Genomic DNA, 25,067 nt, shown 5'->3' with positions numbered 1-25,067 from the left:
ATGCGTTTCTTATTTCTGTTGCAAGCCACTAATCTGTTCGGATAGCTAATAGTATAGACAATATTTTTTCGTATCCGGGAAAAATTCCAGATACCATGCGAACTTTTAAATTTGTTTGGGTGTAGACCCCCTAGTTTCCTCGTGCGAATAAATACCATCAGTTTGGTAATACGTGTATTCTTTCAATAGGAGTGTGGAAAGCTGCAAAAGAGATCTGGTGGGTGGTTGAGTCCCCGTCATTTCAAATAATATAATAATTTTTGAAAGTTATCTCGACACTCTTATATGCTGATAGAATGCAGCACAGATATGTACGATTTGACAGGGTTTCAGCGCGACCTGTTATACACCATCGCCGGGCAGGACGAACCCCACGGACTCGCGATCAAAGACGAGCTCGAGGACTACTACGAGACAGAGATTCATCACGGGCGACTCTATCCGAACCTCGACGAGGTCGTCGACAAGGGACTCGTCGAGAAAGGCGAACTCGACAAGCGAACGAATTACTATAAGATCACTGCTCGCGGTCAGCGCGAACTCGAGGCTCGTCGGGAGTGGGAAGATCAATACGTCTGCGAATTACTTTCAAATTGAAATCCTTCTCGCCGTAAACGCCGAGGGATTCTCTCCTTGAACAACGCTTCGGCGTGCTGTACGGGTCTACACTCGGCTCGAGCGAGGAGGTCCAAGCCAAAGCCAACGAGATCATTGATGTCACTGCAGAGCAGGGGCTGCTATCCGGGAAATCCCCCACAGGGTTTGCTGCCGCTGCAATCTATGCTGCGTCGCTTCTATGTAACGATAAACAAACGCAGAAGGACGTTGCAGCTGTCGCGCAAGTCACCGAAGTCACCATTCGGAACCGATATCAGGAACAGATTGAGGCGATGGGACTCCACTAGCGAACAGGATCAGTGTACGTATCGAGGGCGCCGTCGACGGTAGCGAGGTGATCGATGAGAATGCTGCTGTCGGAGCGCGTCATCGCTGACTGGCGGGTCTACGGCTACGATCACGGCTGATAGTGTCTAGGGAAATGTTTTACCGATAGAGACGCTGGTGTTGGTAATGGGTCGGCTCGACGATATCACGCTCGAAGAACTCTACGATCTCAAGGACCAGATCGACGAAGGGAAGCCGCGAGAACGTGTTCTCGCGGCGGTCGGGCGCAAGAAGGGCGATCAACTGGATACACTGGCTGACCGCCACGGGGTTGTCGAAAAAACGATTCGCAACTGGCTCGATCGGTTCGAGGAAGAACCGATCGAGCAGGCACCTTACGACGCTCCTCGACCAGGAGGTCCAGCAAAAATCGAGGGCGAAGACCGTGAGCAACTGTTCGAACAACTGCAACAGCCGCCGACTGAACTCGGCTACGACCAGCAAGCGTGGTCAGCGAAACTTTTGCTTCATCACGTCAAAGAGGAATACGGCGTCGAATACCACGAAACCTACGCGTACGACTTGCTGAAAGAGGCCGGGCTGTCCTTGCGGACAGCACGGCCTCAACACTATAAAGCCGATCCTGAAGAGAAAGCCGAGTTCCAGGAGACAGTCGAAAAAAACGACCCGAACTGACCAAGAAAACCGTCGTTGTTGTCGATCAGTTCACTAAGCACGTCGGAACCGTTCAGCGACGTAGCTGGTATCCGATTGGCTCAAGTCCGACAATAGAAGTCGCAACGTCGTGGAAGTCGGTGACAGTGCTGGGCGCTGTCACCGACGACGGTGACAGCTTCTTTTGTTGGACGGAAGAGAATATCACACGGAACCACGGGATTCGGCTGTTAGAGGCGTTGAAAGAGAGGTTCGGTGAAGAGTTAGTAGTGTTTTTGGACCGAGCAGGTTACTTCTACGCGAGGGATCTCTGGGAGCATGTGAGTGGTGAGCGCGAGACCGAAACTGTCGGAGACAGTTCGGTCTCGTGCGTGCGCGGAGACAATCTCGAAGTCTGGTATTTCCCGTCGAAACTTCCCGAGTTGAACGCCGTCGAAGACTGTTGGGACCAGTTGCAAGAGTGGTTCAAGTATCGACTTGTCCCTGATCTCTCGACGCTGAAAGACTACATCTCACGAGGAGTGAACACGATCAGTGAACCAAGCATTTGGTCGTATCTCACCGGTAAAGGTTCGACCTAATCACTATGAGTCGAGCAACCCGAGCGCATACAGGATGGCCCCGAACGCGAGTCCCCCTGCGAGCCCAGCTATCACAATTGCGAGTACGTCTGTCCCCCCACCGCCGAGGGATTCTCCCCTCGAGTACTGTCCACTCATTGTCCCCTATTGCAGGTACTTCTTCACGTTTGTATATATGTTTTTGTTGAAATATGATATCTATTCGTGGGCCTCGGCCACCGACAGGCGCGAGTGATTTTCTCGAGTGTCAGAGGGACGGCTCCCGGAAGCGTCGCGAATCGTGTCGAATCGGGCTCACGGTCCGATTCGCGTGTCGACACGGTAGCCAAGTCGAGTTGCGATTCGCTCCACGAGTCGGAACGTAAAACCATACTGACTGTTAATCCGGCTCACTTTGAAGGAGGAGTCGTGCTAGAAACTCCGCTTCGTCGCTGCCTCGGCATCATCGTCCTGACCGTCGGCCTCGTCGGGCTCTTCGTCCTCGGCGGCGCCGGCTGGTCGGTCGATGCAGCCGTTGCAGGCGACTCGAGCGGGGCAGACGAAATCGTGGTGCTCGCGGACGCGAACTTCGATCTCGGGGGCGACTATCGTGAATCGACGCCGGTAGCCGCCGACGAGGAGTCTTCGTCCGAACGGGTCACGACCGCCGGTGTCGGGGACGGTTCCAGGATCGCGGCGGCGCTCATCGCACCCGCCGACCGACGCAATGACATCCGGCTCGGTGGTCTCCTGTACGTCCACGCGATTTCGATCGTCGGGGCCGCAGTCGTTGCGGGCCGGGCACTCGTCGGTTGGCGAATCGATATTCGAGGACTGGCACTCGAGCCGAGGGATCGCCTCCCGGTCGATCCCGGTCACGAGACGGACCGTCACGTGACACTGGTGACCGATGGCGGGTCACACCGCGGCGAGTGATCGGCATGGCCGATATGCTGACCCACGTGCTGATCGCGTTGACGCTCGCGATGCTGTTCTCGATTCGATACCGATGGATCACCCCGCGATTGGCGAGCGTTGCAATGGCCGGCGCGATGCTCCCCGATCTCAATCGATTGAAATGGGTCGTTTCACCGGAGACGGCCGAATCGGTGCTCGGGCTGTCCGTCTCGTGGCGGCCGATGCACTCGATCGGCGGTGTCACAATCGCGATTTGCATCGGAGCGCTCCTCGTCCGTCCCCAGTATCGACGAGCGATTGCGATACTGCTCACGGTCGGTGCCCTGTCTCACTTCGCCCTCGACCTCCTGTTAGTGCCGCCGGCGGGCTCGTACCGGTATCTCTGGCCGATAACGAGTGCGGACATCGTCTTCCCCGGCTTCTACAGTAGTCGAGACCGATGGCCGGCACTCGTTGCGATCGTACTCGCACTCGGTTCCCGATCGCTCGCACAGCGTCGCCGGCAGCGGTCGCTCGAGACGGAGCCCACGGTACAGGCCGATGGATGAGCGATTGGGGCCCGTCGGATGAGTGATCGAGACCCGAGAGATGTGTCTCGAACGTATCTCGTCGCCTTCTCGACGCGAGACGACGGGTCTCGAGAAAAACGGAGACTGAAAGTTCCCCCTCGTATCGGTCAGCGAGAGCGCGTGTCCCAGAGCTGCACCTGGGGCGTCTCGCACGCCGGACAGACGACGGCGACGTTATCCTTGTACGTGCCACGCTCGAGCGTCCCCGCGGTACACTGCGGACACGAGTTCCCCTCGAGGCGCGACAGAAGCGTTTCTTCGTCCGACCGGATGTCTTCCACCCCTTTCATTTCGTGTGGGAACCGTCACCTTTCAGATGGGTAAACTTTTGGGTGGCGGTACACTTCGGTCGTGCGATTACATGCACTGGTCGGTTCGGGAGGGTCAGTCGCTATCGGGTGTGACGAGCGACAGAGCGCAATTCGGGGCTGGCCATCGACAGACACCCCGCCACTCATCGGTTCGATGTGACGTCTGGGAGAGTAACTTCCTCTGGAGCGCATCTGGATGGTTGTCGGTCGGTATAGCAGCCAGTACTGGTCTACCGGTTATTACCATCCTATATGATAAATCAGCAATAGATAACTGTTAAGTAATACGGTATGGAGGCTCGTATTAGACCCGGCGCAACCGGACCGAATACGGGTGGGGAACCTGTGACCAAGGATACGACAACGAAGACAGCCTACTGTCCGAACTGTGACACCGAACGAGAGGTACGGATCACCGTCCCCTGGCAAGACGATCTCTGTCTCCAGTGCGGTGAGAACGTCGACTAGGTACTTCGGCGCTCTCGGCTCCCGTTCAAACGGACTCTCGAGCGAGGGACTGGATAGCGAAATGCATTCCACGCGATTCGGTCACTTCTCTCTCGAGGCGGGGTCACCGGAACGCGGTCACGGTCACCCGAGGACTTGACGTCCTCCCACGGCAGAAGCCGTGGAATCCCTCCGATGGCTGCTCAGGCCGAGCCTGTCTCCACGGAGGCAACTTTCCCCACGTCGGGGGTACTCTGGTCTGTGCGAGCCTCTTTGGTGTTTGTCCGACGGAACGTCGGGGCGGGTCTGGTTGGCCGCCACTCGTGATTGTCCCACTCGAGGCACACGGGCCGCGCCATCGGCCCAACGTCACCACCAGTCTCACGCGCGAGGAACACCCGTGACGCTGCAAGGTCAGCATGCCCCTCGAAGCCACATACGTTGCACCGGTAGTAGTCTCCCTTCCGGTGGGTTCGGTCGCGCTCACTGCATTCGGGACACTCCTGCGTTGTCCACGCTTCGGATGTTCGCACCACCTCGATACCGTACTCCGCACAGACGCATTCGAAGCGGTCACTGAATCGAGCGAACGCCCAGAAGGTATGCGTCTTCTCGTTTACCGTCACGCTCCAGTGCGTCGACAGCACGGTGCCAAGCTCACCAACGTACACAGTCGCGATACCATCGTCATGCAGTCGGGAGACGAGATCGCGAACTAAGGCATCCTGCGCGTGGTTGCGGCGCCTCGTTCGCTTCCGATAGAGGCGGGCAATCCGGTTGGTTGCCCGTTGCTGGCCGTCTAACTTCGACCGATAGGACGCGATATCCATCGTCGTCTCGTGGAACTGCTCGAACAGGTCACGCCCCGCGTACAGATACTGCTTCCCGGTCGTCGTGGTGCAGGCGACGAGAGTATTCGCGCCCACGTCCAGTGCGGCTTCTTCCGAAGCCAGTGGTGAATCCCGCCGAGAATCGGGTACTGTGACGGGTTGAACTGCTCTGAACGTGTCGCTTACCTCATCGTACACCAGTTCCAACCGCCCAGCAGCGCCCGCCCACTTCGGGTCGCCCGCAACCTCGAGACGAAGTCGTTCGAAGTAGCCGAGATCGTGTTTGTCTTTGAGGTCTTGCCCGACCGGAATCTCGAGTCGGGAGCGGGTACCCCACTCGAGCGTGTACATGTCGTTACGGATGTACGTCCGCAGGTCGCGACCGTCGTCTTCGTTCCCCCAGTACCCTGGCGGGCTGGGTCTCGTGTCGGCGTCGCTAGCGTGGTATTTCTCGTTCAACGCGAAGAACGACTTCCACGCCGACTCGTTTCGCCGGAGAACTTGCTGGGCAGTTGCGGATCCGAGGACGCCCTTGTAGCGGTCGCGATAATCGGTGGTGGCCCAGACCGAGTCGCCGTCGAAGAACTGTTGGCGGCGTTCGTAGCTGACCTCGTTCCAGAGGGCCGCTGACGCGTCCAACAGCGTGAGCAGGAGCTCTCGGTCCTGCTCAGACTGGGGACGGACTGTGAATGTGTTGACGCGTTTCATCGCGTTGGGAAACGGCCGCTGGTGGAGTCGCTCCGCTCGCATCGACGGTTCGGTTGCCGCCATCGGTACGGCAGCACGGGCTGTGCCTCCCGCTACAAGCGTCTTCGTGATCCGGTGCCTTAGTTGTTTCGCTATAGCGAAACACGGGTCGTGTGGAAGGATTAACGGCGCCGACCACTCAACCACGGCGTATGACCGACAACCCATCCGAGATTTCCCCCGTGAAGGGACGGCGCGCACTCCTCACCGAGCGCGAACGCGACGTGATCGCGGGTATCGAGGGTGACGACCGGTTGCGAGCACAAAAAGCAGCAAAGGTCCGGCGGCGGACGCTTGACAACCTCGCGGCGGATGTCGCGGTCCTTGCACACCACCACCCGGAGTTACTCGCCGAGATCCGGGCGATTCTCTGTGACGAGGCCGATCAAGAGTAAGCGGCTGGGAGTCACCAGTTCTGTCCGTCCGCGTCGCTTCCGTCCCTGCTCGCCATGCCTCGAGTCGTGCGCCGTACCGGCCTCAGTGCTGTCAGTTGTGTTCGGGAGAGCAAGTGCCATATACACTCGTAGTTCCGCTGGAACTGCGCGCTGACAGTGGGTGTTCGCGAGGACGGGCCCCCTCGAGACACGGCTCTGACGGGTGCATGGTGTAGCGATCGCCGCGAGTGCCCGAGTGGCCATCTGGGCGATAGATTCTTTGCTGGGACACGACTACCAGCGCTAATTGCGATCGTATGAGCAAGTACGACGACCTCTTCACCGACGCCGCGCCGGAGACGAGCGTCTTCGCCGACAAGGGCGCGCTCGATCCGCTCGCCACACCCGCCGAGATCCACGCCCGCGAGGGACAAGAACGCGAGCTGGCCGCGATTCTCACCGGCATCGATGACGGCTATCTCCCGCCGACGGTGTCGGTGTATGGCCCGCCGGGGACGGGCAAGACGCTGACGACGCGGCGGGTCTGCCGAGAGTTCGCCGCCCGCCACGACGCCGTGGCGGTGGAGTACGTGAATCTCAAGGAGTGTCGCACGCTCTTCAGCGCGGCCAACGAGATCCTGTACGCGCTGACTGGCACCAAGAAGGGTGCCTACGAGGGGTTGGACGGCGTCTTCACGGGGATCTGGGACGCCCTCGAGACGTATCCTGAGTGGACCGTCCTGCTCCTCGACGAGATCGATCACGTCCAGCACGACACGAACTACGACCCCAGCGAGTTCTTCTACCGGTTGTTACGCGGCGAGGGGAAACTCGCCCGTGGGATCTCGCTGTCGGTCTGGCTGGTGAGCAACGAACTCCTCGAGGTCGACCTCCGGCTGGACAGCCGCGTCGAGAGCGCGATGAGCGACGAGGCGGTCTTCTTCCCGCCGTACGGGGCCGCCGACCTCGAGGCGCTGCTTGCACCGCGCCTCGAGCAGGCGTTTCGTGACGGCGCGATGCCAGCGGGGGTCCGCGACGCGGGCGCCCGGGAGGCGGCCCGACGGTGGGGCGATGCCCGGAAAGCGCTCACCCTCTTTCGCCAAGCCGGCGAGACGGCCAACGACCGCGGGTTCACCCGGGTGACCGACGAGTGCATCGCGGCGAACCTCGAGGCGACCGAACGCGAGGCGACCATCGAGAAGCTGCTCGCCTTGCCGGCGAACCATTTCCTCGTGCTCACCGGCGTGACGGGCTGGGATCAGGGGCCGACGATCAAACAACCCGTGACGACAGCGGAGATTCACGGGATCGTGCGGAGCGACCGGGTCCCGGCCGACCTCCGCTTCGGCGAGCGCGCGATCCGCGAGGCCGTCATCGATCTCGAGACGATGGGCCTCCTCGAGACCTGGATCGACTCGCGTGGCCGCGACGGCCGCGTCAAACAGATCGAGACGACGTTCGACCCCGGCTGGGTTCGAGAGGCGATCGAACCCTACGCCGCGACGTCGCCGGTGTTCGCCACTATCGACGACACTTAAGTCGGGGCAGCTTCCTACGAAACTGGAATAGAGCGTATCAGGAGCCATCCTTACCCATTTCTAGGCAAGAAACACCGCTATCTATTTCACTTTCACTTCGGTATACGGCAATTTATACCGGACAGTCACGAACACTACCCCATGAGCCGCCCACCCCGACCCCGGCGACGATGCCCACCGGTCGCGACGCGAGCAGTGTCGAGGAGACGGGTGTCGGAGGCTCCCCGAACAACGTATGAGCGAGATTGACTCCTCCACCGATCGCACCGAGCGCGAGGCTGTTCTCGACCGCCTCGCCGACACCATCGACCTCACCCACGCGCGGATCGAGGCCATTGAGGCCGACTCGCCCGCCAAGCAGGAGCTCCAGATCAAGTGGATCCGCGCGCTCGGCTATCTCTCGGGGCAGTACCGCAAGCTGTTGAACGACGAGGACCTCGACGAGATGGCCGCCGAACTCGACCTGCTGCAAGCCGGCGACGGAGGACCGCAATGAGCGATCCGACCAAACGCGAACTCGAACGCGAACTCGCGGCCCTCAAACACCAGTTGGAGGGGGCACCGGACACCGGCCCGACCGACGTGACAGTTGAGTGGCGCGACGCCGCCCCCGAGGCCCGGCCGACGGGGATCGCCTACGACCCCGAGACGGCGACGCTCACCTACGATCTCTGGGCGGCCCAACGGGAGTGTCTCGCGGCGCTCACCGGCGGCGAGGCCGATCTCGTCGCCTGCCTCGCGGGGTATGGCAGCGGGAAGTCCATCCTGGGCGCGCGCTGGCTGCTCGCTCAGGCGCTGACCCATCCCGGCAGCCGGTTTCTGGCGATGGGCGTCGACTTCACCAAGGCCCGCGACAGCACGTTTCGCATCCTCTTCGACCAGCTGCCCGGCGAGCGGACGGCAATGGTGACGCGGGCCCACAACGGCCCCGAAACCTCGCCGGTGGTCGCCGACTACACCCGCAGCGCCAACCGGCTGACGCTGACCAACGACGCGACGATCATCCTCGGGGCGGCCGACTCGTGGAGTCGGTACGCCGGCGACGAGTTCGGCGCCATCTGGCTCGACGAGCCCAGCCACTACGAGCCTGACCTCCACGACCTGCTCGAGATGCTCGGCAGCCGACTGCGCGGCGTCGCTGGACCGCACGTGCAGTGTTGGACGCTCACCGGCAACGGCTACAACGACGCCTGGGAGATCCTCGGTCAGCGCCAGGACAGCACGGGCGACCCGATCGGGCTCGAACTCGAGGTGGTGCGGGCGTCGACGCTCGACAACCCGTATCTCGATCCGGGCACCCGCGAGCGCTTCGAACGCCAGTACGCCGACACCGACCGCGAGGACCAGGCACTCCGGGGTGGGTTTGCGGCCGCCCAGGGGCTGGTCTACAGCGGCTTCAGCCGCGATCGGCATGTGCTCCCCCACGCCGCGGCCGTCGACCGCGCCGGCGACAGCTGGCGGGTTTATGGCTACGACGCCGGCTGGGACGACCCCCGGGTCTGTCTCGAACTCGGCAAGACATCGTACGAGCAACTCGTCGTCCTCGACGCGTTCTATGAGTCGGAAAGCCACCTCGAGGACGTCCGGGCCTGGCTCGACGACAACGACAAGCCCGCTGGGACGATCTACTGCGATCACGAACCCGCCCAGATCGACAAGCTCAACCGCGCGGGCTACCCCGCCGAGGCCGCGACGAAGGATCTCGACGAGGGGATCGCTGAGGTCCGCAAACGACTCGAGGCCGACGGGAATCTGGACGTGGGCACCAAGGAGAAGGTGATTTTGACGATCGGTGGGATGCCCAACTGTACCCACATCTCGTCGTCGACTGGGGAAACACGGCGCGCGGGCGAGCCATCCCGCGACGAGCCAGCGGCCGCCGAGAAGCCCGCAGTTGGGCTCCTGATCTCCGAGCGGTGTCAGCCACTGATCCGGTAGTTCCTCGGCTACAAAGCCGACCACGTCGGCACGGCGGTCGCCGAGGACCACTGTCTCGATGCGCTGCGCTACGCCTGTATGGGCGTCGCCGGGCGGTGAGTGCCCGCGGGTACTGGGCGCTACTCGGTGACGAGCTGGCCGGCTGCCGCCGCCCGTGTCCTGCAGTCGCGAGCGGGTGCGGCCCGCCTCGGCTCCACGGAGTCCTGGATCCGGGTGCCCAGCCTCGGGCAATCGCTCGCGGTGGGCGGTCCGGTGTCCCCCGTGGAAGGCGGCGCGCAGTGAGCGGACGCGACACTGGCACTCGGTGCCGGCCGTCCGAACGGGCCACCGGCACCCGCTCGGGGGAGCTATACGACGCCCACCACCGAAGGGGGCGCATGGACCGCCGCAAGCGGCTTGGATTGCGGCTGCACCGCGCACTACTCTACTGGGGGCTGCTCCGCCACCGACGCGGGCGAGCGGCGGCCCGCGAGCAGTATACGCCGACCGGCAAGCGCCGGGCGCCGCCGGACGACTCCGAGGAGGCTGCTGATGACGACCGAGCCGGCGATTAACCGACGGCCGGCGGCCGTGGCGCAGGTCGCGGGTGCCGAGCGCCGCGGTGGGGCCGCAGGCAGTCGAGGCGCGGTCCGACACCCGGAACCTGGCGACGGTGAGTGCTGGTGCTTCGGGCGGCGATCCGTCCCGATGGATCGTGGCCGCACCACTCGTCGGCCGTGCTTGCCGTGGCGCCACCGGTACCGAGAATAATTGCATGATTGTCTAGTTCTAGACTAAAATGTATGGGTGCCACAAAATATTTGCTGCCATACCAGTCTTCGACAGATGACGTTCAGAGATGACTCTAATGAAGACGCTCTTAACCCGAGCGAAGCACCTGTACGATCGCTATCAGTACGACGCCCTCCACTACGAGTGCCGGCGCTGTGGGTACACCCTCGCACAAACACGCCCGACGTGTCCGACGTGTGGCTCGACCGAGATCGCGACGATTCCGCTGTGAGAGCCTCCCCGCCCTAACGGGGCATGGCGAGCCACAGCATGGCTCGCTGGCGGGTGGGAGACGGCGTCTCCCCTGGTGGGACTCGCTCGTCTGGATCGTGGCCTCGCGCGGCGGGTAGTCACCGTTCAAGTGGGCGCCCCGGCGGCTACCGAGTGGCGACGCGCTTGTGACGCAGTGAACCGCCGCGAGCGGGCGGTGGGCGCCGGCTCGCTGGCGCGTCGGGGTGAACACGACAGGCCCGATCCGGGACTGGGCGCCGGTGTGGTGCTCGACCGCCACCAGCCACGCCGCGTGCGGCTCGGGCGACGCCGACTACTGCCGCGTCCCCAGTCGGTGAGGAGCCAGCGGCGTGGGGAGACGCCGACCAGTGGGCCGGATCGGCCGGGTGCAGACGGCCACGAGCGGACAGGGCGCCCGCCGAGCCGTTGGGCCCGTGCCCAGGCACCCCATGCACCAGCAGGACGCGGCTGCCGTCGTCGCCGATGGGGCCACCGCTGTGAGACCGTAGTTGAACGCCGTCTGTCCGCTCGCGTGCGCCCGATGATGGGACGTGTCCGCCTGCTCCTCGGGCGGATCGGCGCCGGTCTCCTCGCGGACGCGATCCTGACTCGTTCGATGGCGTGCCGCCCCGGGCCAGGCCCACGCGAGTGCCTGCGTGAAATCGGCGTCGCTGTGGAAGACACGGGGGAGGTGCTCGAGCGAGGCGGCGAGGAGTGCGGCCTGCAGACCGTCGTCGTCACTGCGAGTGCCCATACCCCCTGTCGAGGCACTCACACAGCGCAGTCGTCGCTCAGCGATATTTAGTCACTTCTTTCGCGACTGCGGGCCACAGCCAGCCCGTTCGACCGAGCAGTCGGCGCTCGGCCCTGGGCACTCCCGAGGGCGACCACCCACGGAGGGTGCTCGACGGGGCCCACTCAACCCCCACTTGAACAGGCGGTCCTGCCGAGCGTCAACCGCCGTCCCCAGCACCACAGCGCGACCCACCGGCTGGCCTGCCGCGCTCCCGGAGTCCGACGCCGATCACAATCCACGACATCCATTCACAACGCAATACGATCTCCCGAATCGTGACAATGGTTTAAGATTGTCCTCAGCGCCAGCGTCGGTATGCGACGCCGGGAAATCCTCGGGGTTGGGATGGGGGTGGTGGCCACAGCCGTCGGCGCTCCGACGCGCGCACAGCAGACCGACGCCGAACGGGTCGTCGCCGCGACGCGTGGCGTGCCGGGGCTCGCGACGGGGGCCTCCCAGTCGGGCGACAGCGTTCTGTTCGGCTTCGACGACGGGAACGTAGTGGTCTACGATGACCGCGACGGCACCGTGATCCCGATCGATGTCGACCGCAGCGTCTCCCATATTGCGGTGAGCGACGCGGCCACGGCGGCGGTCGTCGGCTGGATGGATGCCGACGTGTTCGCCCGCCTCGACCTCGCGACGGTGGACGGGACGTTCGTCGAGCACGTCGGGCTGTGGGACCTCGCGACCACGCCCGATGCGGGCCGTACGGCTTCCGTCTCCAGCCCCGCCGCGACGCCCGGGAGTGTCCGCGTCGCCGACAGCGACGGGAGTGTCCTGTGGGACACGCCGTTTGGCGACGCGACGGGGCAGAGTGTGGCGATTGCCGACGGCGGAACTCGCATCGCCGTGGGGGCGGGCCACTACTGGGCGGACGGCACCGAGCCGACTGGACAGCCCGGCGTCCGGCTCTACGACGGTACCGGGACCGAGCAGTGGCACCACGACCACGGCGCTGACGTCCTCGCCGTCGGTATCGACGCCGAACGCGAACTCGTGGTCGCCGGCACCGACGATGGCCACACCATCGTCCTCGACGTCGACGGGCAGGTCGTCTGGGAGACGGCCGCCGTCGGGGGCTGGCTGGTGCTCTCCGCCGACGGTGGGACGATCCTCGCCGCGGACACAGACGGCACGTTGTACGCGATTGTTGCCGCAACGGGCGAGGTGCGATGGACGGCCGACATCGGCATGTGGCCCGCCGCCGACCTCAGCGTCTCCGCCGACGGGGGGACGTGGAGTACCATCGTCACGGATCTCGCCGCCGAGTCTGCCCGCCTGGCGGTCTACCGGACCCCCGACACGGTGGCCGCGCCCGAGTCCGCACCGCCTCGGGATGCACCGCCCGCCGACGAGGACCCGGCAGCGGAGGACGACGAGTCTTCGGATGAGACCGGCGATGACAACGATGACGACGATGACGAAGACGATGAGAGTCCTAGTGATCCGGTCTCCCTCGCACTCGCTGACTACCACATCCTCGGCGAGTAAGCCAGCGCGGAGTATCTCACGCTCCGGAACACTGGCGACGGACCGCTCGAGCTGTCCGGTTGGACCATCCGAGACCGAAGAGACGGTGGCCGAGTGGGCAATAGCGCTAGTCCGTTTGAGTTCCCGCCCGGATTCACGCTGGATCCCGGAGCGACGGTGACCATCTCCACCGGCACGGGTGAGCCGACGGCCGACACGCTCTACTGGGGGTACAGCGGCGACTTCCAGATCTGGCACGAGGAGGGCGACGTCGTGATCGTGCGCGATACCAGCGGCACCGTCGTTCTCGAACAGGAGATCGCCGCAGACCAACCGCCGGACCCGCCCGGTGATGATCCACCCGATGAGGAGCCCGACCAGCCGACCGACCCACCCAGTGGTGATGAGCCCGACGACCCAACCGAGTCACCCACCGGTGAGCCGGCCGACGGCCCGGCCAACCCACCCGTCGATGACACCGCGGACCCCCCAACCACTAGTGGTGGAGCTGATGGCGCTGAACCGAATCGCACCGACGGGGCGTGACGGTGACGGCGGCCCCAGCGTGCAGCCAGTGACGGACAGGGGCGCACGGGTCTGGGTCAGCCAGCGGTTCGACTCAGCGTGGGCTGCGCGTGCCGATCACGTGGAGTCCCCCGTCGTCACGACAGCGGCTGGCTCCGGGCGACACTATCGGGGACAGGCCGGCCTCGACCAGCCGCCCCGCTCCGCAGCAGTGCCATGCCGGCGCGGCGGCCGCGCTGTCCGCCCGGGTCACTCGGTTGGCACGATGTCACTGCGGCGTGACGCGACCGCTGTGTCGTGTGGAGTGGGGTGTCGTGGCGCAGGCGGCGCGCCACCGGCCTGCGTGACTCGCCGTGACGCTCGGGGCTGCGACGGCGCTCACGCCGGCCGGTCCACGGCCCGCGGTGACCGCCACGATTATGACGTGTTATTATAAAACACTATTGTATGCCAACCTGTAGCGACTGTGGCGAATTCGTGACGCGGGACTTCATCCGCGTGTTCGGCGTCGGGGGCGAGGTTGAGGGCTGTCCCGCGTGTCGGACCAACCGCGAGCTGGGCGACGGTGACGCCGCCACACGCAGTGAGTGACGCGGACACGATTCGTGTAATTTTCGTGTGGCCTGTGCGACTACCGTAAGCGACGGCCGGGCGGTGGTCGTATTGGCTGATGGGTCATTGAGCAGACGACATTCATTGTTATCTTTCTCGTGGATCCTCGACGAGTCCATACAGACCAGGTGCGAGCCGTTCTACATGGTTGTGCTCAAGGAGCCGCTTTAGCCGGTCACTGGCGTAGGGCCGAGAGATGTCAAGTTCCTTTGCAAGATACTGTGGTGTCACGCGTCCCTGTTGAAGTTGGTCGATAATTGCCTGGTCGGTCTCGTTCAGCTCATCTCCGTCGAGGGTCACTAATCGATACTTTACAGCCAGATGCTAACAGTCTTACGCCAAATGGAGGTACCTTCGTTGGTAACATCGTATTGTATATTACAGTACGTAAGCTACAAGTAGTTCGCTACAAATGTATCTAATAAGGAGCGCGGATGTCGGGAAGTTCCCGGCTCGGTGTTGAGGCACCGAACCGCGCTTCTCAGGAGGAGAAGCGATGATACCTACGAATTCAACCGATAAAAGAGATTGCGTTAACGAACTGTGCAACCAAGACTGGTGTGACAGTCCGAGAGGGGACCGATTGCCCTGTTTTGCATGCTTTGACTCGGCACACCAACCGAAGGAGGGGAGCGATGCCCAGTGACGATGCCCGTCGACGCCAGTCGATGGTAAACGGGGCACTCGACAATAAGACAACGGTCACAGCGACCCCGGAAGCGGTGTTAGCAGGCCATCCTGTTGGGCCGCGTGCTAACGGCGCCGTCTGCATCTGTTGTGGCGAGGCGCTCCGCGAGACTGATATCGTGTTCGCGTACGCATATCGCTGTGCCGAGGCAGTCGACTGGGTCGTCTCCCGCCTGTACTGTCTCGAGTGTGCGCCCAGTAGGGTCCGGTCGCCGACGCTCGGTGTGACGGAGGTAGTAGTTGGTGGCCGTCTTGGGACGATCACGCTGCCCACGTCGCGGACGCATCGTCTGTGTCTCACCGAGCTGGCGCTCCGAGCATTTAGTCCGCCGACTGAAGGATATCCGCCATGAATCTTGTTTCACCTATAGAACAGATAGATGAGTGTTGAATGTCCACACTGTGAACGGAGCTTCGATTCGCATAGAGCGAAATCGGTTCACGCATCACATGCTCATAGGGGTCGGCTACCGTCGATTCGGTGTGATCAGTATGGACACAGGATGCTTGATACCAAGCACAAGGATGATCGATACCGTGTTCAATTACACCGATTACACGCTACATTGCTTGTCGACGACATTGCTGAACTCAGTGAGAATGAGATCCACCATAGGAACGGCTGTCCATTCGATAACCGTTTAGAGAACTACGAGTTGGTCGAACAAGACGAACATCGAGCGAGATCTCGCGAGATATACCGAAATCTTGCTGGTTTCAAAGTTCTTTGTCGAGCATGTAGTAAGCCAAACCAGATGAGCGTTAGAGATGGCGTTAACTTCTGCCCATCGTGTGGTTCGCCATTAGATAAGGTAGAAATAGCACGCTCAGAACCAATCGATTGGGCTATCTCGCATTAACCCCCAGAGCGTGTATTTCATTGACTATCTGCCTATAACTCGACTCGTCGGCCAGCTCGTGGCCCGACCACCAGACCGCCCGCGTTCAGCAGCCGCCCGAGCGCACGAAAGGCGGTGAGGGCGAGACCATCGACATCCATCTCGAAGACGACCTCATTCAGGAGATCGAGGCCATTGCCGCCAGCGAGCATGGTGACCCGTACGACCTGCTGGTTCAGTCGATCAACCCGGAGCACGAGGGAGACGAGGACGTGAAACTCACCATCGCGCTCCAGTTGTTAGGCGGGTGGTCCCGCGGCGGGCAGAATCGCGGTGACTCCCACATTCTCCTGATGGGTGACCCTGGTTGCGGAAAATCAACCTTCCATCAGGTGGTCGATAAACTCGCACCGCGCTCGACGTACGCCTCCGGAAAGGGGGCCACGGCGGCGGGGTTAACCGCGGCGGCGGTAGCCGACGACTTTGGCGACGCCGAATGGGGCCTTGAAGCCGGCGCGCTCGTCCTCGCTGACGGCGGCGTCGCGTGCATCGACGAGATTGATAAGGTCAACGACAACGCCGTCTCGTCACTCCACGACGCCCTGGAGAGTCAGAAGGTCCGGGTAAACAAAGCGGGAATCAACGCGACGCTGAACGCCCGCACCGCAATGCTGGCGGCGGGGAATCCGAAATACGGACGGTTCGATAACTACGAGCCGATTGCTGAGCAACTTGATCTCGGACCGACGCTGATGTCGCGGTTCGATCTGATGTTCATGGTCTCCGACTCGCCCGACGAGGAGACTGACCTAAGGGTTATCAACCACCAGATGCGGTCCCGGCGAGCGGCGGCGAAGAAGGAACTCGGTGAGAATCTTTCTGAGGAAGAGCGGAAGAGCATCGAGCCGAAGATCTCCCGCGAGACGCTGCGTGCGTACATCGCCTATGCGAAGGAAAAGGTGACGCCGTACCTGCGAGAGACGGAAACGGAGGCACGCGAGTACCTTCGTGAGGAGTTCCTGAAGCTCCGTCTCGCCAACTCCGACGAGGAGGACAACCCAGTGCCGGTGACCTACCGACAGGAGGAAGCTATCGAGCACCTCGCTGAGGCGTCTGCACGAGTGCGTCTCTCCGATGAAGTCCGTCGAGAGGACGTGGACCGTGCTCTCGCGCTGGTTCGGAAGTCGATGGAGCAGGTCGGCATCGACCCCGAGAGCGGGCAGTTCGATGCGGACGTCGTCGAGACGGGGCAAAGTAAGAGCCAGCGCGACCGGCGGAAGCAGGTTCTCGCCGTTATCGAGGATCAGAACGGGACGACCGTCGAAGAGGTCACGGACATCATCGATATGGACGAGACGAAGGTCGAGCGCGACATCGACTCGTTGAAGCAGCGCGGTCAGGTCTACGAGATAAAGGACGAACTGCGGAAATCGTAGTCTGGAGCGGCTGGTTTCGCTGCTTTTCCTGGGTAGACGTCTCACGGTGTTCTTTCTGGAGTGGTGACAAATACCCGGTGCGACGACGTCGTCGAAGATAGCATCACGTCGCGTCCTCGCCCTCCACGCGAGTAAGGGAGCCGAGGCCACGGACGTCTGCTGCTTCGATGGAATCACAGGGAAGATCGCCCGCGAGATGGATCGGTCGGAGGCGACGCGCCAGAACGAAGCCCGGACGTGGTACGTCGGCCTGAGCAGAGCGTCAGAGCGACTGCACCTGATGTACGACGCCTTCCCTGGGGCCATCGATCATCTGCCGGGGAATCTCGCGCCGCAGGCGGCGGCGTCCGCTCGGCGGCAGGCGTGCGAAGCGATGACAGACGGGGGTGCTAACAACCGATTACAACGGAGAGGAGTGCGTCGGCACGGCCTCCAGACGCGTCCGCGGTCACGGGGAGTCCGGTACGCGTTGTTGAGGTGACTGACGAGCACGTCGTGTTGGAGCTACCTGACTCGGTACACGACGCCGACCGTGTGATTCCACAGGACCTGATCGAGTTCGGGCAGACGGCCCGGAACTGGTTCTGCTGGGATTTAGAACAGAAGCAACCCCGTGCCCCATTCAACGACGACTATGCAGGGACAGTGAAGTGGGTCCGGGATTCAGTTTCGTGGGACAACCGAGTCGGTGGACGGTTCGGCGACGTGATGGAGGCGCTGAATGGAACGGTGAACTGCCACGTCAATCCGGCGTGATACTAGGGGACGATAGACCACGGCGAGGCTGTGGAGCCACATTCGATGTACCTGATGGTGATCGTGCCCCACGCAGACTTCCAGCCAGACAACTGCCGCTCATGCTCGTCGATCTGGACGACGTGATCGACGTTCGAGACGATGGGACGGGTATGATGACCCGGGAGACGTGGGACATCATTCAGTCGCTCGGCGGATACGCGGAGGTATCACGGTCGATGACCGGTGCGCACGTCTTCGTGAAGGGACGAATTCCCGGCGACGTCGATGGGCGAGAGATTATGGCGAAGTTGAATGAGGGCGGGCACGTCGAGATCTACGGATACCCGACCAACGGTCGGGTGGTCGGGACGACGTGGCTACACATCGAGAATACACCGCAGCACACTGTCCCCGAGGTGCAGGACGTGATCGACGAGTTGGTCGATGAGTACGTCGATGACGAGGATCAGCTGAGCGACCAGGAGCAGGCTGCTGCCGTAATCGAACGGTACCAGTCCCAGATTCGGGGCGACCAGAGTGGGGGTAGTCGGTCCAAGTACTACGACCTCGATCCGGTTCCGATAGCGAACACTGGACCGTACCGGACGTACGGGAGGAATGGACAGGGTCCGCATCCCGTCCACGGGGCGACGACGTCCCACGACAATCCCGGGCCGGACGACAAAGACAGCACGAACTTCGGTGTCGATAGACAGAATGGGTGGAAGTGCTGGGCCCACGACGACGGTGGGGGTGCGCTCCAGCTGATTGCGGTCCTCGAAGGCATCAGGGACTGCGGGAATGCAGCGGACGTCATGCAGGATCCGGAGGATGCGCGACGAGCCTGTTTAACAGCGCGTGACGAGTACAGTTCTGACCTGGATGACGAAGCTCCGCCTACGGTGGCGCTGAAAGGCGTGTGTGAGGTGCAGAATCTCGATTACCCAGAGGGTGGAGCGCTCGATAGTGGATATACGAGATTGCTCGAGGGCTGTATGCTGCGATGTCCTACACGAGTGAAATCTAATAGCGGCCTCTCGAAGTCTGATTTAGTTTGATCTAACTCAGTTCTCAATCATCCTGCGTCTTCGTCCGGTCATCTTTCACAACTTGTCGGGCACCACCCATATTCTTCTCCATCTCAGTAACCCCACGCATTACTGCATCCAGCCCTACCCAGATAATTACCCCGATTCCACCTATAATTAGCACTAGCGATAGGATCTTCTTGATCGACATTCTAGTGCTTTCTTCAGAGGGGAGTTAATCAACTCTTTGTCCCGTTGTAGCTCATCAGGGATCGAGGCTGAGACAGAAGATAAAAAAGAATGCGTTTTACCTAATACGGGTGTTCCCCCACACATGAAAATCGTCATCTTCACGCACTATTTTTACCCCCATGTAGGGGGTATTGAGAGTGTGGTTGAGAACCACGCCAAACGTCTTGCAGAGAGAGGCCACGATATCACTATTGTCACGTCGGATATCGACTCTGATTCACGAAAGGATTCACGAGACGGTTATACCGTCGTCCGCTATTCCGCGATGAATCTACTTGAGGATCTTGGAGTTCCCTACCCGATCCCAAATCCAGTTAATTGTATACGAGTAACTCGCAACGTTGTAGACGATAACACAGATGTCCTCCATGTCCACGGATTGAATTACCTCACGTCACTGCTTCCCCTTCTAGCATTACGCCGGCGGGAAATACCAACCCTACTCCATCAGCACACCCCCTTTGTCGATTATTCTCCGATAGTGAATTCTGTAGAACGCCTGAATGATGCGATAGTGGGTCGTTTGGTTCTCAACCAAGCCGATCATTGCATAGCCGTAAGCCAGAATATCGCAGATTATCTTGAAGAACTCGGGGCAGATCGCACTGATGTACTCTATAACGGTGTAGATGTTGATAGGTTCAGCCCGAATATTGCTGAGACTCTAGATGAAGTACTCTACGTTGGAAGATTAACTCAAAAGAAGGGAATTGATAGGCTCCTTCAGACGGTCAAAGTTCTGGAGAATTATGGGCATGACAGCTCAGTTCGCGTGGTAGGAAAGGGTGATTTAACTAAGGAGGTACGTGAGATGGCCGATTCAAGTGAAATACTGGAATTCGAGGGATTTGTTGAGTCTGAAAGGCTCCCTCAACTCTATAGTCAAGCTAGCGCGTTGATCGTACCGGATCAAACGGGGGATGCACTTCCAACGCTTACGATTTTGGAAAGCCTGGCATCAGGCACTCCTCCAATTCTAGTTGAGGATAAGCAGCTTCCTGAGGTATTTACTGAAAACGAAAACTATCTCAAAGCACAGCCAGAGCCGGAGTCCATAGCTAATGCCATACAGCGATTATCCCGAAGTCCCGAACTGCGGGAAGCTACTGCCCAGTATTCAAGGAAAACAGCCGAGGAATCGTTTAACTGGGGGTCAAAAATTGACCAGTTAGAGTCTCTATATCAAAACATCTAAATTCATGGTATAAAAACGGTCTATGGGGCGGTGATTTAATTGTGTATAGACCTGCCGTGACGGGATACACTACGTTTATTAGGATTCAAGGAAACGTCTCCCGTATGACTATAGTTCGCCGCCTTACGGATATATTCATGCGGAACGGGCAAACATCGAATCTTACACTAAAATTTGCCAGACGATCATGAAGAACGTCATTCTCCTTTCCGTAGACGCACTTCGAGCAGATCATCTCTCCTGTTACGGGTATCAAAGAGAGACGTCCCCGTTCTTAGATGAATTTGCTGACTCGAACGTCTTCTTTGAGTACCCGTATAGCGCGAGTTCGAACACGAGAGAGGCCGTCCCAGCCCTGATTACTGGTCAATATCCTGATACCGCTATCGGGTCTGACTACAAATTAGATACACAAACAATCGCATCCACCCTCTCCAAGGAAGGATATTCCACCGCTGCGTTTCACTCTAACCCGTATGCATCTCGGGCATTCGGGACTGACGACGGGTTTGATACGTATGACGATGATCTCCACTTTGGAAAGAACAAGCTGATCGCGCTTGCTCAGCGGGCTCTCGACAAAATCCGTAACAAGCACTATGTGAGGGCTGACGGTATAAACGAGCGGTCACTCAAATGGATTGATGACCGGGAGGAGGATAATCCCTTCTTCCTTTGGAATCACTATATGGATGTCCACGGGCCATACGAGCCCCCTTCCGAGTTCAGAGAACTCTTTGAGGACAGGTCGATTAGTGATAGAAAAGCCCAGAGACTCTATCTGAGAGCTGTCAGGGATCCACAATCCGTCACGGACTCAGAACAGGAGTTTCTGATTAATCTCTACGATGGAGAGATACGGTACACAGATTCGCAAATTGAGAACTTTTTAGCAAAGCTGAAAGAAAGGGATCTTTTAGAGGACTCACTTATTATCATCACGGCAGATCACGGGGATGCATTCGGAGAACACGGCTACTACGAACATCCTCGTCATCTCCACGATGAACTTACATACGTCCCATTATTACTCAAATCACCAGAAATAAACGCGGCTAGATATAGCAATACTCCAGTCTCGATGCTGGATATCGCCCCTACCATCTTCGATTACGTGGGGATTAGTGTAGATTGCCCGGGGGAATCGCTATTTTCCCTGCTTAGTGATCCACCGGAAGAACGAGTCGTGTTTTCCCAAGCACGCGGAGAGAAATCTGAGAGCCACGTGTTTCGCTTCGCGGCTCGAACTGTAAACAGCAGAGCTATGGGCGAATGGAATTCAAACACTGAGGAAATTGATATTTTTGAAGAGGGGCCCGATTGGATCACAGATGAATTGAGCGATTTTATTTCAAGCAGGGTTACTTGTATTAATAATGCTGACTCTGCTGAAGTCAATAATGAAGAAATGAAACGCAGACTGTCTGCACTCGGATATAAAGAATGACTGCCACATTAATAAATATTCCAGGTTCCTTAACCATACTTCATAATGTAGGATCAACACCGATATGTAGTTCCATACCCTTATACCCACGGATAATATTATGACCCATATTCTACAAAAAAAATTCCGTATAGGTTTACGTATGCTACGAGTTCACTCTGGCGGCATCATTCTGGCAGGTAGCCTGGCTCTTCTCTATCTATTTATATCAATTAGGTTCTGGTCAGTCGTAGGTCCTATTTTGGGGATGACGATAGGCGCTTTTTTGGCAGTATTATGGTCTATCTCCAGCAGTAACCGAAAGAGTTCAGATCAGTTTTTGAATGACTCTCCACACCTCCGAATTCAAATCCCGATCATCGTTTCTTGTAGTTACATTATAACCATTCTCATAGGACTTCGAGACGCTACATATCAACGTCCTACTTGGGTATATCTTGCTTTTGCCTTATTTGCGATGTTTATAGCATATCAAATTGCAAGGGGAGAAAACCATACGAGAATTATTCCTCAAATTGCCATTCTCGCATTTTTCACGTATTGGAGTAGCCAACTACTGTTTCCAGCAGGTATGTTCAATTTCGACACTCACTACAGGTATGTGCCTGCGATCACTGAAATTTATTCAACCGGAGTGATTCCGTCCGGTCTTTCTATTTATATGGGGCACATATCTCATGCGACTGTATTTACATTGGTTATTGGGAAACAAGCACAAATGGGGTACTATTTTCTCTCTACCTTATTACTAGTCTGTACAATACCAATCATTTCACTTCTTAACTACGTTATGCCTGTAGTAAGACGAGAAATAGCACAGTATGCTGCTTTAATTTTCGCAATATCCAGTTGGATGCTCCGGCGAGGAATGCACCCTAACAAACTCAATTATTTTTATGCTCTTATTCTTCTCCTTGCGTTTATTTCAATTTATTTGTACAATACCAATACCCGGTTGGAAAGGTGGAAATGGGCTGCTATGGGCTTTGTAGTAATGCCAGCAATAATCTTTGGGCACCGCTTTAGCGCCGGTGCTGCTCTGGTCCTTTTAAGTGCTATTGCTGGATTCATCTTGTTAGCAAAAACACCTATACTTGAGTATGACCGCGTCCCAAGGGGGACTGTTCTCCCGTTTATCATCGCATATGTACTGGGGATGATAGGTAATCCCATACATATGGGGCCCTTGTTGGGTCGGATATCAGGTCTAATCCTATCTCTATTCACGACGACTACTACCGGTGGCCCTGGCCGTTATTCAGGTATCGTCCTTGAAGTACTGATTGCGAGCACATTAGTTCAGACCATCTTATTCGCTATCGCAATATTTGGTGCTGTTTGGATGTTTCAGCAAGAAAAGTGGGAGTTTGATCTTGTAATCTTCTGGCTTACAGTGTTATCTCTCCTAATCATTATTAGTCTTCTAAGAAACACCGCAGACACACAACCCCAGCGATTCTATGCCTATCTGGTGTTATTTGGATTCAATATCTGCGCCGCTGTCTCTCTATATCTAATTGAGGATCGTGCATTTCTTAACTGGTATAACTATTCTATTCATGGTGGCCGTATTCTTGTCATCGTTCTTGTTGCCTCACTCGCTATTACTGGCCTTGCTTCGCCAATTGCAAGTGAAGTTATGTCTCCCGTCGCTGAAGATTTGCCACACAATCAAAAGTTCGAAACAGAACAACGTATAGCGGGAGATCTGTGGAGCGAACAGTATACTTCGAATCAATTATATGTTGCCCCACATTCATATCAGAGGCCTCCGGTCCAGCAAACGAGTCATCTTACCGGAATCGTAAATCTCACCGATACCGAAAGAGGAGCCATAATTACATATTCGGAACTATCAAATAGAACCGGGGTTGCCGCATCAAACAGCTTCGCATTGGGTGGTCGCGCCTTCGTATTTGTTAGATCTCCCGAAAAAGCAAAAGACAACCGATTATACTCTAATGGAGAGACAATCGCCTTCCAACCGAACCATAAGAGTGAAGCCTATAACACATAATACTGGTATTTACTGGTTCGATTCATAGGGTTTCGTAAATATGACGAGTTCAAAATCAATTCTCTATATTGGGACGCTGATTACGGATGAAATCGCAACTGATTACGATATCTCCTACTCTCTCGCGGGGAATAACAAGCGAACGAACGTCGTCAAAGCCCTCGGAACGAACCACGACGTGGACGTGCTTTCGCCGATGTTCCTCTCGAACGGTTCGTATTCCCTACACGGAGCACGGGCGTACCAGCATCCCGAAACGAATGTCACAATCAGAACCAGTCCAACCGTGGACATCCCGCTTCTGAACTTCATCGTCCTCGGCATCTCAACGACTATCTGGGCGCTCCTGATGGCGTACAGGAGCGATTACGACGTCGTCGTCTTCTACAACTTCTCCTGGAAGGCCGTCCTTCCCGCTTACGTACTCCGGCTCACACAAGGCATCCCCCTCGTTATCGAGTACGAAGACGGACTCGTTCACCACGACCACATCGTGATGCGGTTGGTTGCCCGACTTACGAGTCGGTTCGATGGGCTCGTCGATGGCGGCATCTGTGCAAACGAGATGCTGGCGTCCCGTCTCGAGACCGACAACACCACCGTGGTATACGGACCGCCATCGATCGGGATGCCCGCGGAACTGCCCTCGCCATCATACGAACAATCCGAGCACGTCATCATGTACGCCGGGGCACTCGACCGGGTCCGCGGAGCGAGCGAGTTCGTCCGTCTGGCCGATAGCATCGCCGCGGAGCGGGACGATGTCGTGTTCTGGATGAGTGGCTACGGCTCCGAGAGCGAGCACGCCCACATCGAGTCTGAAATCGTCGATTGCACCCACGCCGAAATCGAGTTCTTCGGCACTCTGCCGTGGGACGACTATCGAGATCGGCTGGTGTCGGCTGACATCCTCGTCAACCCCCAGGACCCCGCAGAAGACATCACCCGCTACACCTTCCCATCGAAGCTTCTGGACTTCATGGCTACCGGAAACTACGTCGTGACGACCGACATTGAGGGCATAGACGCCCACTTCCACGACAAGCTGATCATGGGTGGTAGTTCGGTTAAGTCGTTAACTAACACGATTGGGAAGGTTCTTGATGATTCACCCCTCGTTGAGAGGAGAGCTAATGCTTGCCGGGAGTGGATAGAATCGGAGTGTTCAGTTAGGGGGATTTCCGGTAGGATTGAGGGGGTGTTGATGTCTATATAGCATCCAATCGGA

General features: G+C 58.6%; 24 protein-coding genes and 3 pseudogenes. 23 read left to right on the top strand and 4 right to left on the bottom strand.

The features are described 5' to 3' along the window. Positions 1-309 precede the first annotated feature (309 nt). The 6 genes and pseudogenes from ACEWFR_RS21000 (at position 310) to ACEWFR_RS20975 (ending at position 3,586) form a co-directional block, all read left to right on the top strand. Positions 310-597 carry a PadR family transcriptional regulator gene (locus ACEWFR_RS21000; RefSeq protein WP_374062875.1) on the top strand — a complete coding sequence of 96 codons (288 nt, stop codon included), beginning with the start codon at positions 310-312 and terminating at the stop codon, positions 595-597. A gap of 71 nt (positions 598-668) precedes the next feature. Continuing rightward, positions 669-905 (top strand): annotated as a pseudogene (locus ACEWFR_RS20995) (transcription initiation factor IIB 3); the annotation flags it as partial. 166 nt (positions 906-1,071) lie between these two features. Beyond that, entirely contained in the window at positions 1,072-1,581 is a 510-nt protein-coding gene (locus ACEWFR_RS20990; protein ID WP_374062874.1) for an IS630 family transposase, read from the top strand. Then, positions 1,578-2,141 carry a transposase gene (locus ACEWFR_RS20985; protein WP_374062881.1) on the top strand — a complete coding sequence of 188 codons (564 nt, stop codon included), beginning with the start codon at positions 1,578-1,580 and terminating at the stop codon, positions 2,139-2,141. The genes ACEWFR_RS20990 and ACEWFR_RS20985 overlap by 4 nt, the downstream gene beginning before the upstream one ends. Positions 2,142-2,549: 408 nt before the next feature. Beyond that, positions 2,550-3,056 carry a hypothetical protein gene (locus ACEWFR_RS20980; RefSeq protein WP_374062873.1) on the top strand — a complete coding sequence of 169 codons (507 nt, stop codon included), beginning with the start codon at positions 2,550-2,552 and terminating at the stop codon, positions 3,054-3,056. A gap of 5 nt (positions 3,057-3,061) precedes the next feature. Further along, a complete protein-coding gene (locus ACEWFR_RS20975; RefSeq protein WP_374062872.1) occupies positions 3,062-3,586 on the top strand; it encodes a metal-dependent hydrolase in 525 nt (174 codons plus the stop codon). Between the two features lie 128 nt (positions 3,587-3,714). Here ACEWFR_RS20975 and ACEWFR_RS20970 read toward each other — a convergent pair whose 3' ends face one another. Continuing rightward, complete coding sequence (locus tag ACEWFR_RS20970) at positions 3,715-3,897, bottom strand: HVO_A0556 family zinc finger protein (RefSeq protein WP_374062871.1); 183 nt, start codon at positions 3,895-3,897, stop codon at positions 3,715-3,717. A gap of 366 nt (positions 3,898-4,263) precedes the next feature. Between ACEWFR_RS20970 and ACEWFR_RS20965 the strand changes: the two genes are divergently transcribed. After that, entirely contained in the window at positions 4,264-4,386 is a 123-nt protein-coding gene (locus ACEWFR_RS20965; RefSeq protein WP_374062870.1) for a hypothetical protein, read from the top strand. 182 nt (positions 4,387-4,568) lie between these two features. On the opposite strand, the gene ACEWFR_RS20960 is transcribed toward ACEWFR_RS20965, so the two are convergent. Then, a complete protein-coding gene (locus tag ACEWFR_RS20960) occupies positions 4,569-5,903 on the bottom strand; it encodes an RNA-guided endonuclease InsQ/TnpB family protein (RefSeq protein ID WP_374062880.1) in 1,335 nt (444 codons plus the stop codon). 191 nt (positions 5,904-6,094) lie between these two features. Between ACEWFR_RS20960 and ACEWFR_RS20955 the strand changes: the two genes are divergently transcribed. From ACEWFR_RS20955 to ACEWFR_RS20930, 6 genes are all read left to right on the top strand, one after another. Next, complete coding sequence (locus ACEWFR_RS20955) at positions 6,095-6,337, top strand: hypothetical protein (protein WP_374062869.1); 243 nt, start codon at positions 6,095-6,097, stop codon at positions 6,335-6,337. 296 nt (positions 6,338-6,633) lie between these two features. Next, a complete protein-coding gene (locus tag ACEWFR_RS20950; protein WP_374062868.1) occupies positions 6,634-7,854 on the top strand; it encodes a Cdc6/Cdc18 family protein in 1,221 nt (406 codons plus the stop codon). 235 nt (positions 7,855-8,089) lie between these two features. Then, positions 8,090-8,350, top strand: a complete 261-nt coding sequence (locus ACEWFR_RS20945; RefSeq protein WP_374062867.1) for a hypothetical protein — start codon at positions 8,090-8,092, stop codon at positions 8,348-8,350. Next, the gene (locus ACEWFR_RS20940) at positions 8,347-9,792 is read left to right on the top strand and encodes a terminase large subunit domain-containing protein (RefSeq protein WP_374062866.1); all 1,446 of its coding nucleotides are present in this window, start codon (positions 8,347-8,349) and stop codon (positions 9,790-9,792) included. Before ACEWFR_RS20945 ends, ACEWFR_RS20940 begins: the two co-directional genes overlap by 4 nt. A gap of 377 nt (positions 9,793-10,169) precedes the next feature. Next, complete coding sequence (locus tag ACEWFR_RS20935) at positions 10,170-10,346, top strand: hypothetical protein (RefSeq protein ID WP_374062865.1); 177 nt, start codon at positions 10,170-10,172, stop codon at positions 10,344-10,346. Positions 10,347-10,639: 293 nt separating this feature from the next. Then, positions 10,640-10,795, top strand: a complete 156-nt coding sequence (locus tag ACEWFR_RS20930) for a hypothetical protein (RefSeq protein WP_374062864.1) — start codon at positions 10,640-10,642, stop codon at positions 10,793-10,795. Between the two features lie 312 nt (positions 10,796-11,107). Here ACEWFR_RS20930 and ACEWFR_RS20925 read toward each other — a convergent pair whose 3' ends face one another. Continuing rightward, the gene (locus ACEWFR_RS20925; protein WP_374062863.1) at positions 11,108-11,548 is read right to left on the bottom strand and encodes a hypothetical protein; all 441 of its coding nucleotides are present in this window, start codon (positions 11,546-11,548) and stop codon (positions 11,108-11,110) included. A 357-nt stretch (positions 11,549-11,905) separates the two neighbouring features. Here ACEWFR_RS20925 and ACEWFR_RS20920 point away from each other — a divergent pair, with 357 nt between their 5' ends. From ACEWFR_RS20920 to ACEWFR_RS20910, 3 genes and pseudogenes are all read left to right on the top strand, one after another. Beyond that, entirely contained in the window at positions 11,906-13,084 is a 1,179-nt protein-coding gene (locus ACEWFR_RS20920) for a WD40 repeat domain-containing protein (RefSeq protein ID WP_374062862.1), read from the top strand. Positions 13,085-13,105: 21 nt separating this feature from the next. Next, positions 13,106-13,609 (top strand): annotated as a pseudogene (locus ACEWFR_RS20915) (lamin tail domain-containing protein); the annotation flags it as partial. A 426-nt stretch (positions 13,610-14,035) separates the two neighbouring features. After that, the gene (locus ACEWFR_RS20910) at positions 14,036-14,179 is read left to right on the top strand and encodes a hypothetical protein (protein WP_374062861.1); all 144 of its coding nucleotides are present in this window, start codon (positions 14,036-14,038) and stop codon (positions 14,177-14,179) included. 108 nt (positions 14,180-14,287) lie between these two features. Here the strand turns inward: ACEWFR_RS20910 and ACEWFR_RS20905 are convergent, their stop codons facing one another. Next, positions 14,288-14,500 (bottom strand): winged helix-turn-helix transcriptional regulator, encoded by a 213-nt coding sequence (locus ACEWFR_RS20905; RefSeq protein WP_374062860.1) that lies wholly within the window; start codon positions 14,498-14,500, stop codon positions 14,288-14,290. A 1,285-nt stretch (positions 14,501-15,785) separates the two neighbouring features. Here ACEWFR_RS20905 and ACEWFR_RS20900 point away from each other — a divergent pair. The 7 genes and pseudogenes from ACEWFR_RS20900 to ACEWFR_RS20870 form a co-directional block, all read left to right on the top strand. Continuing rightward, a pseudogene (locus ACEWFR_RS20900) lies at positions 15,786-17,162 on the top strand (ATP-binding protein); the annotation flags it as partial. Between the two features lie 477 nt (positions 17,163-17,639). Then, complete coding sequence (locus ACEWFR_RS20895) at positions 17,640-17,918, top strand: hypothetical protein (RefSeq protein ID WP_374062859.1); 279 nt, start codon at positions 17,640-17,642, stop codon at positions 17,916-17,918. 101 nt (positions 17,919-18,019) lie between these two features. Continuing rightward, on the top strand, positions 18,020-18,958 hold the full coding sequence (locus ACEWFR_RS20890) for a hypothetical protein (protein WP_374062858.1): 939 nt from the start codon (positions 18,020-18,022) through the stop codon (positions 18,956-18,958). A gap of 304 nt (positions 18,959-19,262) precedes the next feature. Then, positions 19,263-20,375, top strand: coding sequence for a glycosyltransferase family 4 protein (locus ACEWFR_RS20885; protein ID WP_374062857.1), 1,113 nt, complete (start codon positions 19,263-19,265; stop codon positions 20,373-20,375). A gap of 187 nt (positions 20,376-20,562) precedes the next feature. Beyond that, on the top strand, positions 20,563-21,822 hold the full coding sequence (locus ACEWFR_RS20880; protein ID WP_374062856.1) for a sulfatase: 1,260 nt from the start codon (positions 20,563-20,565) through the stop codon (positions 21,820-21,822). 100 nt (positions 21,823-21,922) lie between these two features. Next, on the top strand, positions 21,923-23,839 hold the full coding sequence (locus tag ACEWFR_RS20875; protein WP_374062855.1) for a hypothetical protein: 1,917 nt from the start codon (positions 21,923-21,925) through the stop codon (positions 23,837-23,839). Positions 23,840-23,879: 40 nt separating this feature from the next. Beyond that, on the top strand, positions 23,880-25,055 hold the full coding sequence (locus ACEWFR_RS20870; protein ID WP_374062854.1) for a glycosyltransferase: 1,176 nt from the start codon (positions 23,880-23,882) through the stop codon (positions 25,053-25,055). Positions 25,056-25,067: the final 12 nt, after the last annotated feature.

Source organism: Natrinema sp. H-ect4 (assembly GCF_041894845.1).
Classification (GTDB): Archaea; Halobacteriota; Halobacteria; order Halobacteriales; family Natrialbaceae; genus Natrinema.
This window is presented reverse-complemented; position numbering and strand designations above follow the sequence as displayed.

Bases quoted from the DNA above. Each gene is read 5' to 3' on its own strand.
- ACEWFR_RS20885 (WP_374062857.1), top strand. From the start codon at position 19,263: ATGAAAATCGTCATCTTCACGCACTATTTTTACCCCCATGTAGGGGGT.
- ACEWFR_RS20945 (WP_374062867.1), top strand. From the start codon at position 8,090: ATGAGCGAGATTGACTCCTCCACCGATCGCACCGAGCGCGAGGCTGTT.
- ACEWFR_RS20870 (WP_374062854.1), top strand. From the start codon at position 23,880: ATGACGAGTTCAAAATCAATTCTCTATATTGGGACGCTGATTACGGAT.
- ACEWFR_RS20990 (WP_374062874.1), top strand. From the start codon at position 1,072: ATGGGTCGGCTCGACGATATCACGCTCGAAGAACTCTACGATCTCAAG.
- ACEWFR_RS20910 (WP_374062861.1), top strand. From the start codon at position 14,036: ATGCCAACCTGTAGCGACTGTGGCGAATTCGTGACGCGGGACTTCATC.
- ACEWFR_RS21000 (WP_374062875.1), top strand. From the start codon at position 310: ATGTACGATTTGACAGGGTTTCAGCGCGACCTGTTATACACCATCGCC.
- ACEWFR_RS20890 (WP_374062858.1), top strand. From the start codon at position 18,020: ATGCTCGTCGATCTGGACGACGTGATCGACGTTCGAGACGATGGGACG.
- ACEWFR_RS20950 (WP_374062868.1), top strand. From the start codon at position 6,634: ATGAGCAAGTACGACGACCTCTTCACCGACGCCGCGCCGGAGACGAGC.
- ACEWFR_RS20880 (WP_374062856.1), top strand. From the start codon at position 20,563: ATGAAGAACGTCATTCTCCTTTCCGTAGACGCACTTCGAGCAGATCAT.
- ACEWFR_RS20920 (WP_374062862.1), top strand. From the start codon at position 11,906: ATGCGACGCCGGGAAATCCTCGGGGTTGGGATGGGGGTGGTGGCCACA.
- ACEWFR_RS20955 (WP_374062869.1), top strand. From the start codon at position 6,095: ATGACCGACAACCCATCCGAGATTTCCCCCGTGAAGGGACGGCGCGCA.
- ACEWFR_RS20925 (WP_374062863.1), bottom strand. From the start codon at position 11,548: ATGGGCACTCGCAGTGACGACGACGGTCTGCAGGCCGCACTCCTCGCC.
- ACEWFR_RS20940 (WP_374062866.1), top strand. From the start codon at position 8,347: ATGAGCGATCCGACCAAACGCGAACTCGAACGCGAACTCGCGGCCCTC.
- ACEWFR_RS20975 (WP_374062872.1), top strand. From the start codon at position 3,062: ATGGCCGATATGCTGACCCACGTGCTGATCGCGTTGACGCTCGCGATG.
- ACEWFR_RS20935 (WP_374062865.1), top strand. From the start codon at position 10,170: ATGGACCGCCGCAAGCGGCTTGGATTGCGGCTGCACCGCGCACTACTC.
- ACEWFR_RS20930 (WP_374062864.1), top strand. From the start codon at position 10,640: ATGAAGACGCTCTTAACCCGAGCGAAGCACCTGTACGATCGCTATCAG.
- ACEWFR_RS20960 (WP_374062880.1), bottom strand. From the start codon at position 5,903: ATGAAACGCGTCAACACATTCACAGTCCGTCCCCAGTCTGAGCAGGAC.
- ACEWFR_RS20970 (WP_374062871.1), bottom strand. From the start codon at position 3,897: ATGAAAGGGGTGGAAGACATCCGGTCGGACGAAGAAACGCTTCTGTCG.
- ACEWFR_RS20875 (WP_374062855.1), top strand. From the start codon at position 21,923: ATGACCCATATTCTACAAAAAAAATTCCGTATAGGTTTACGTATGCTA.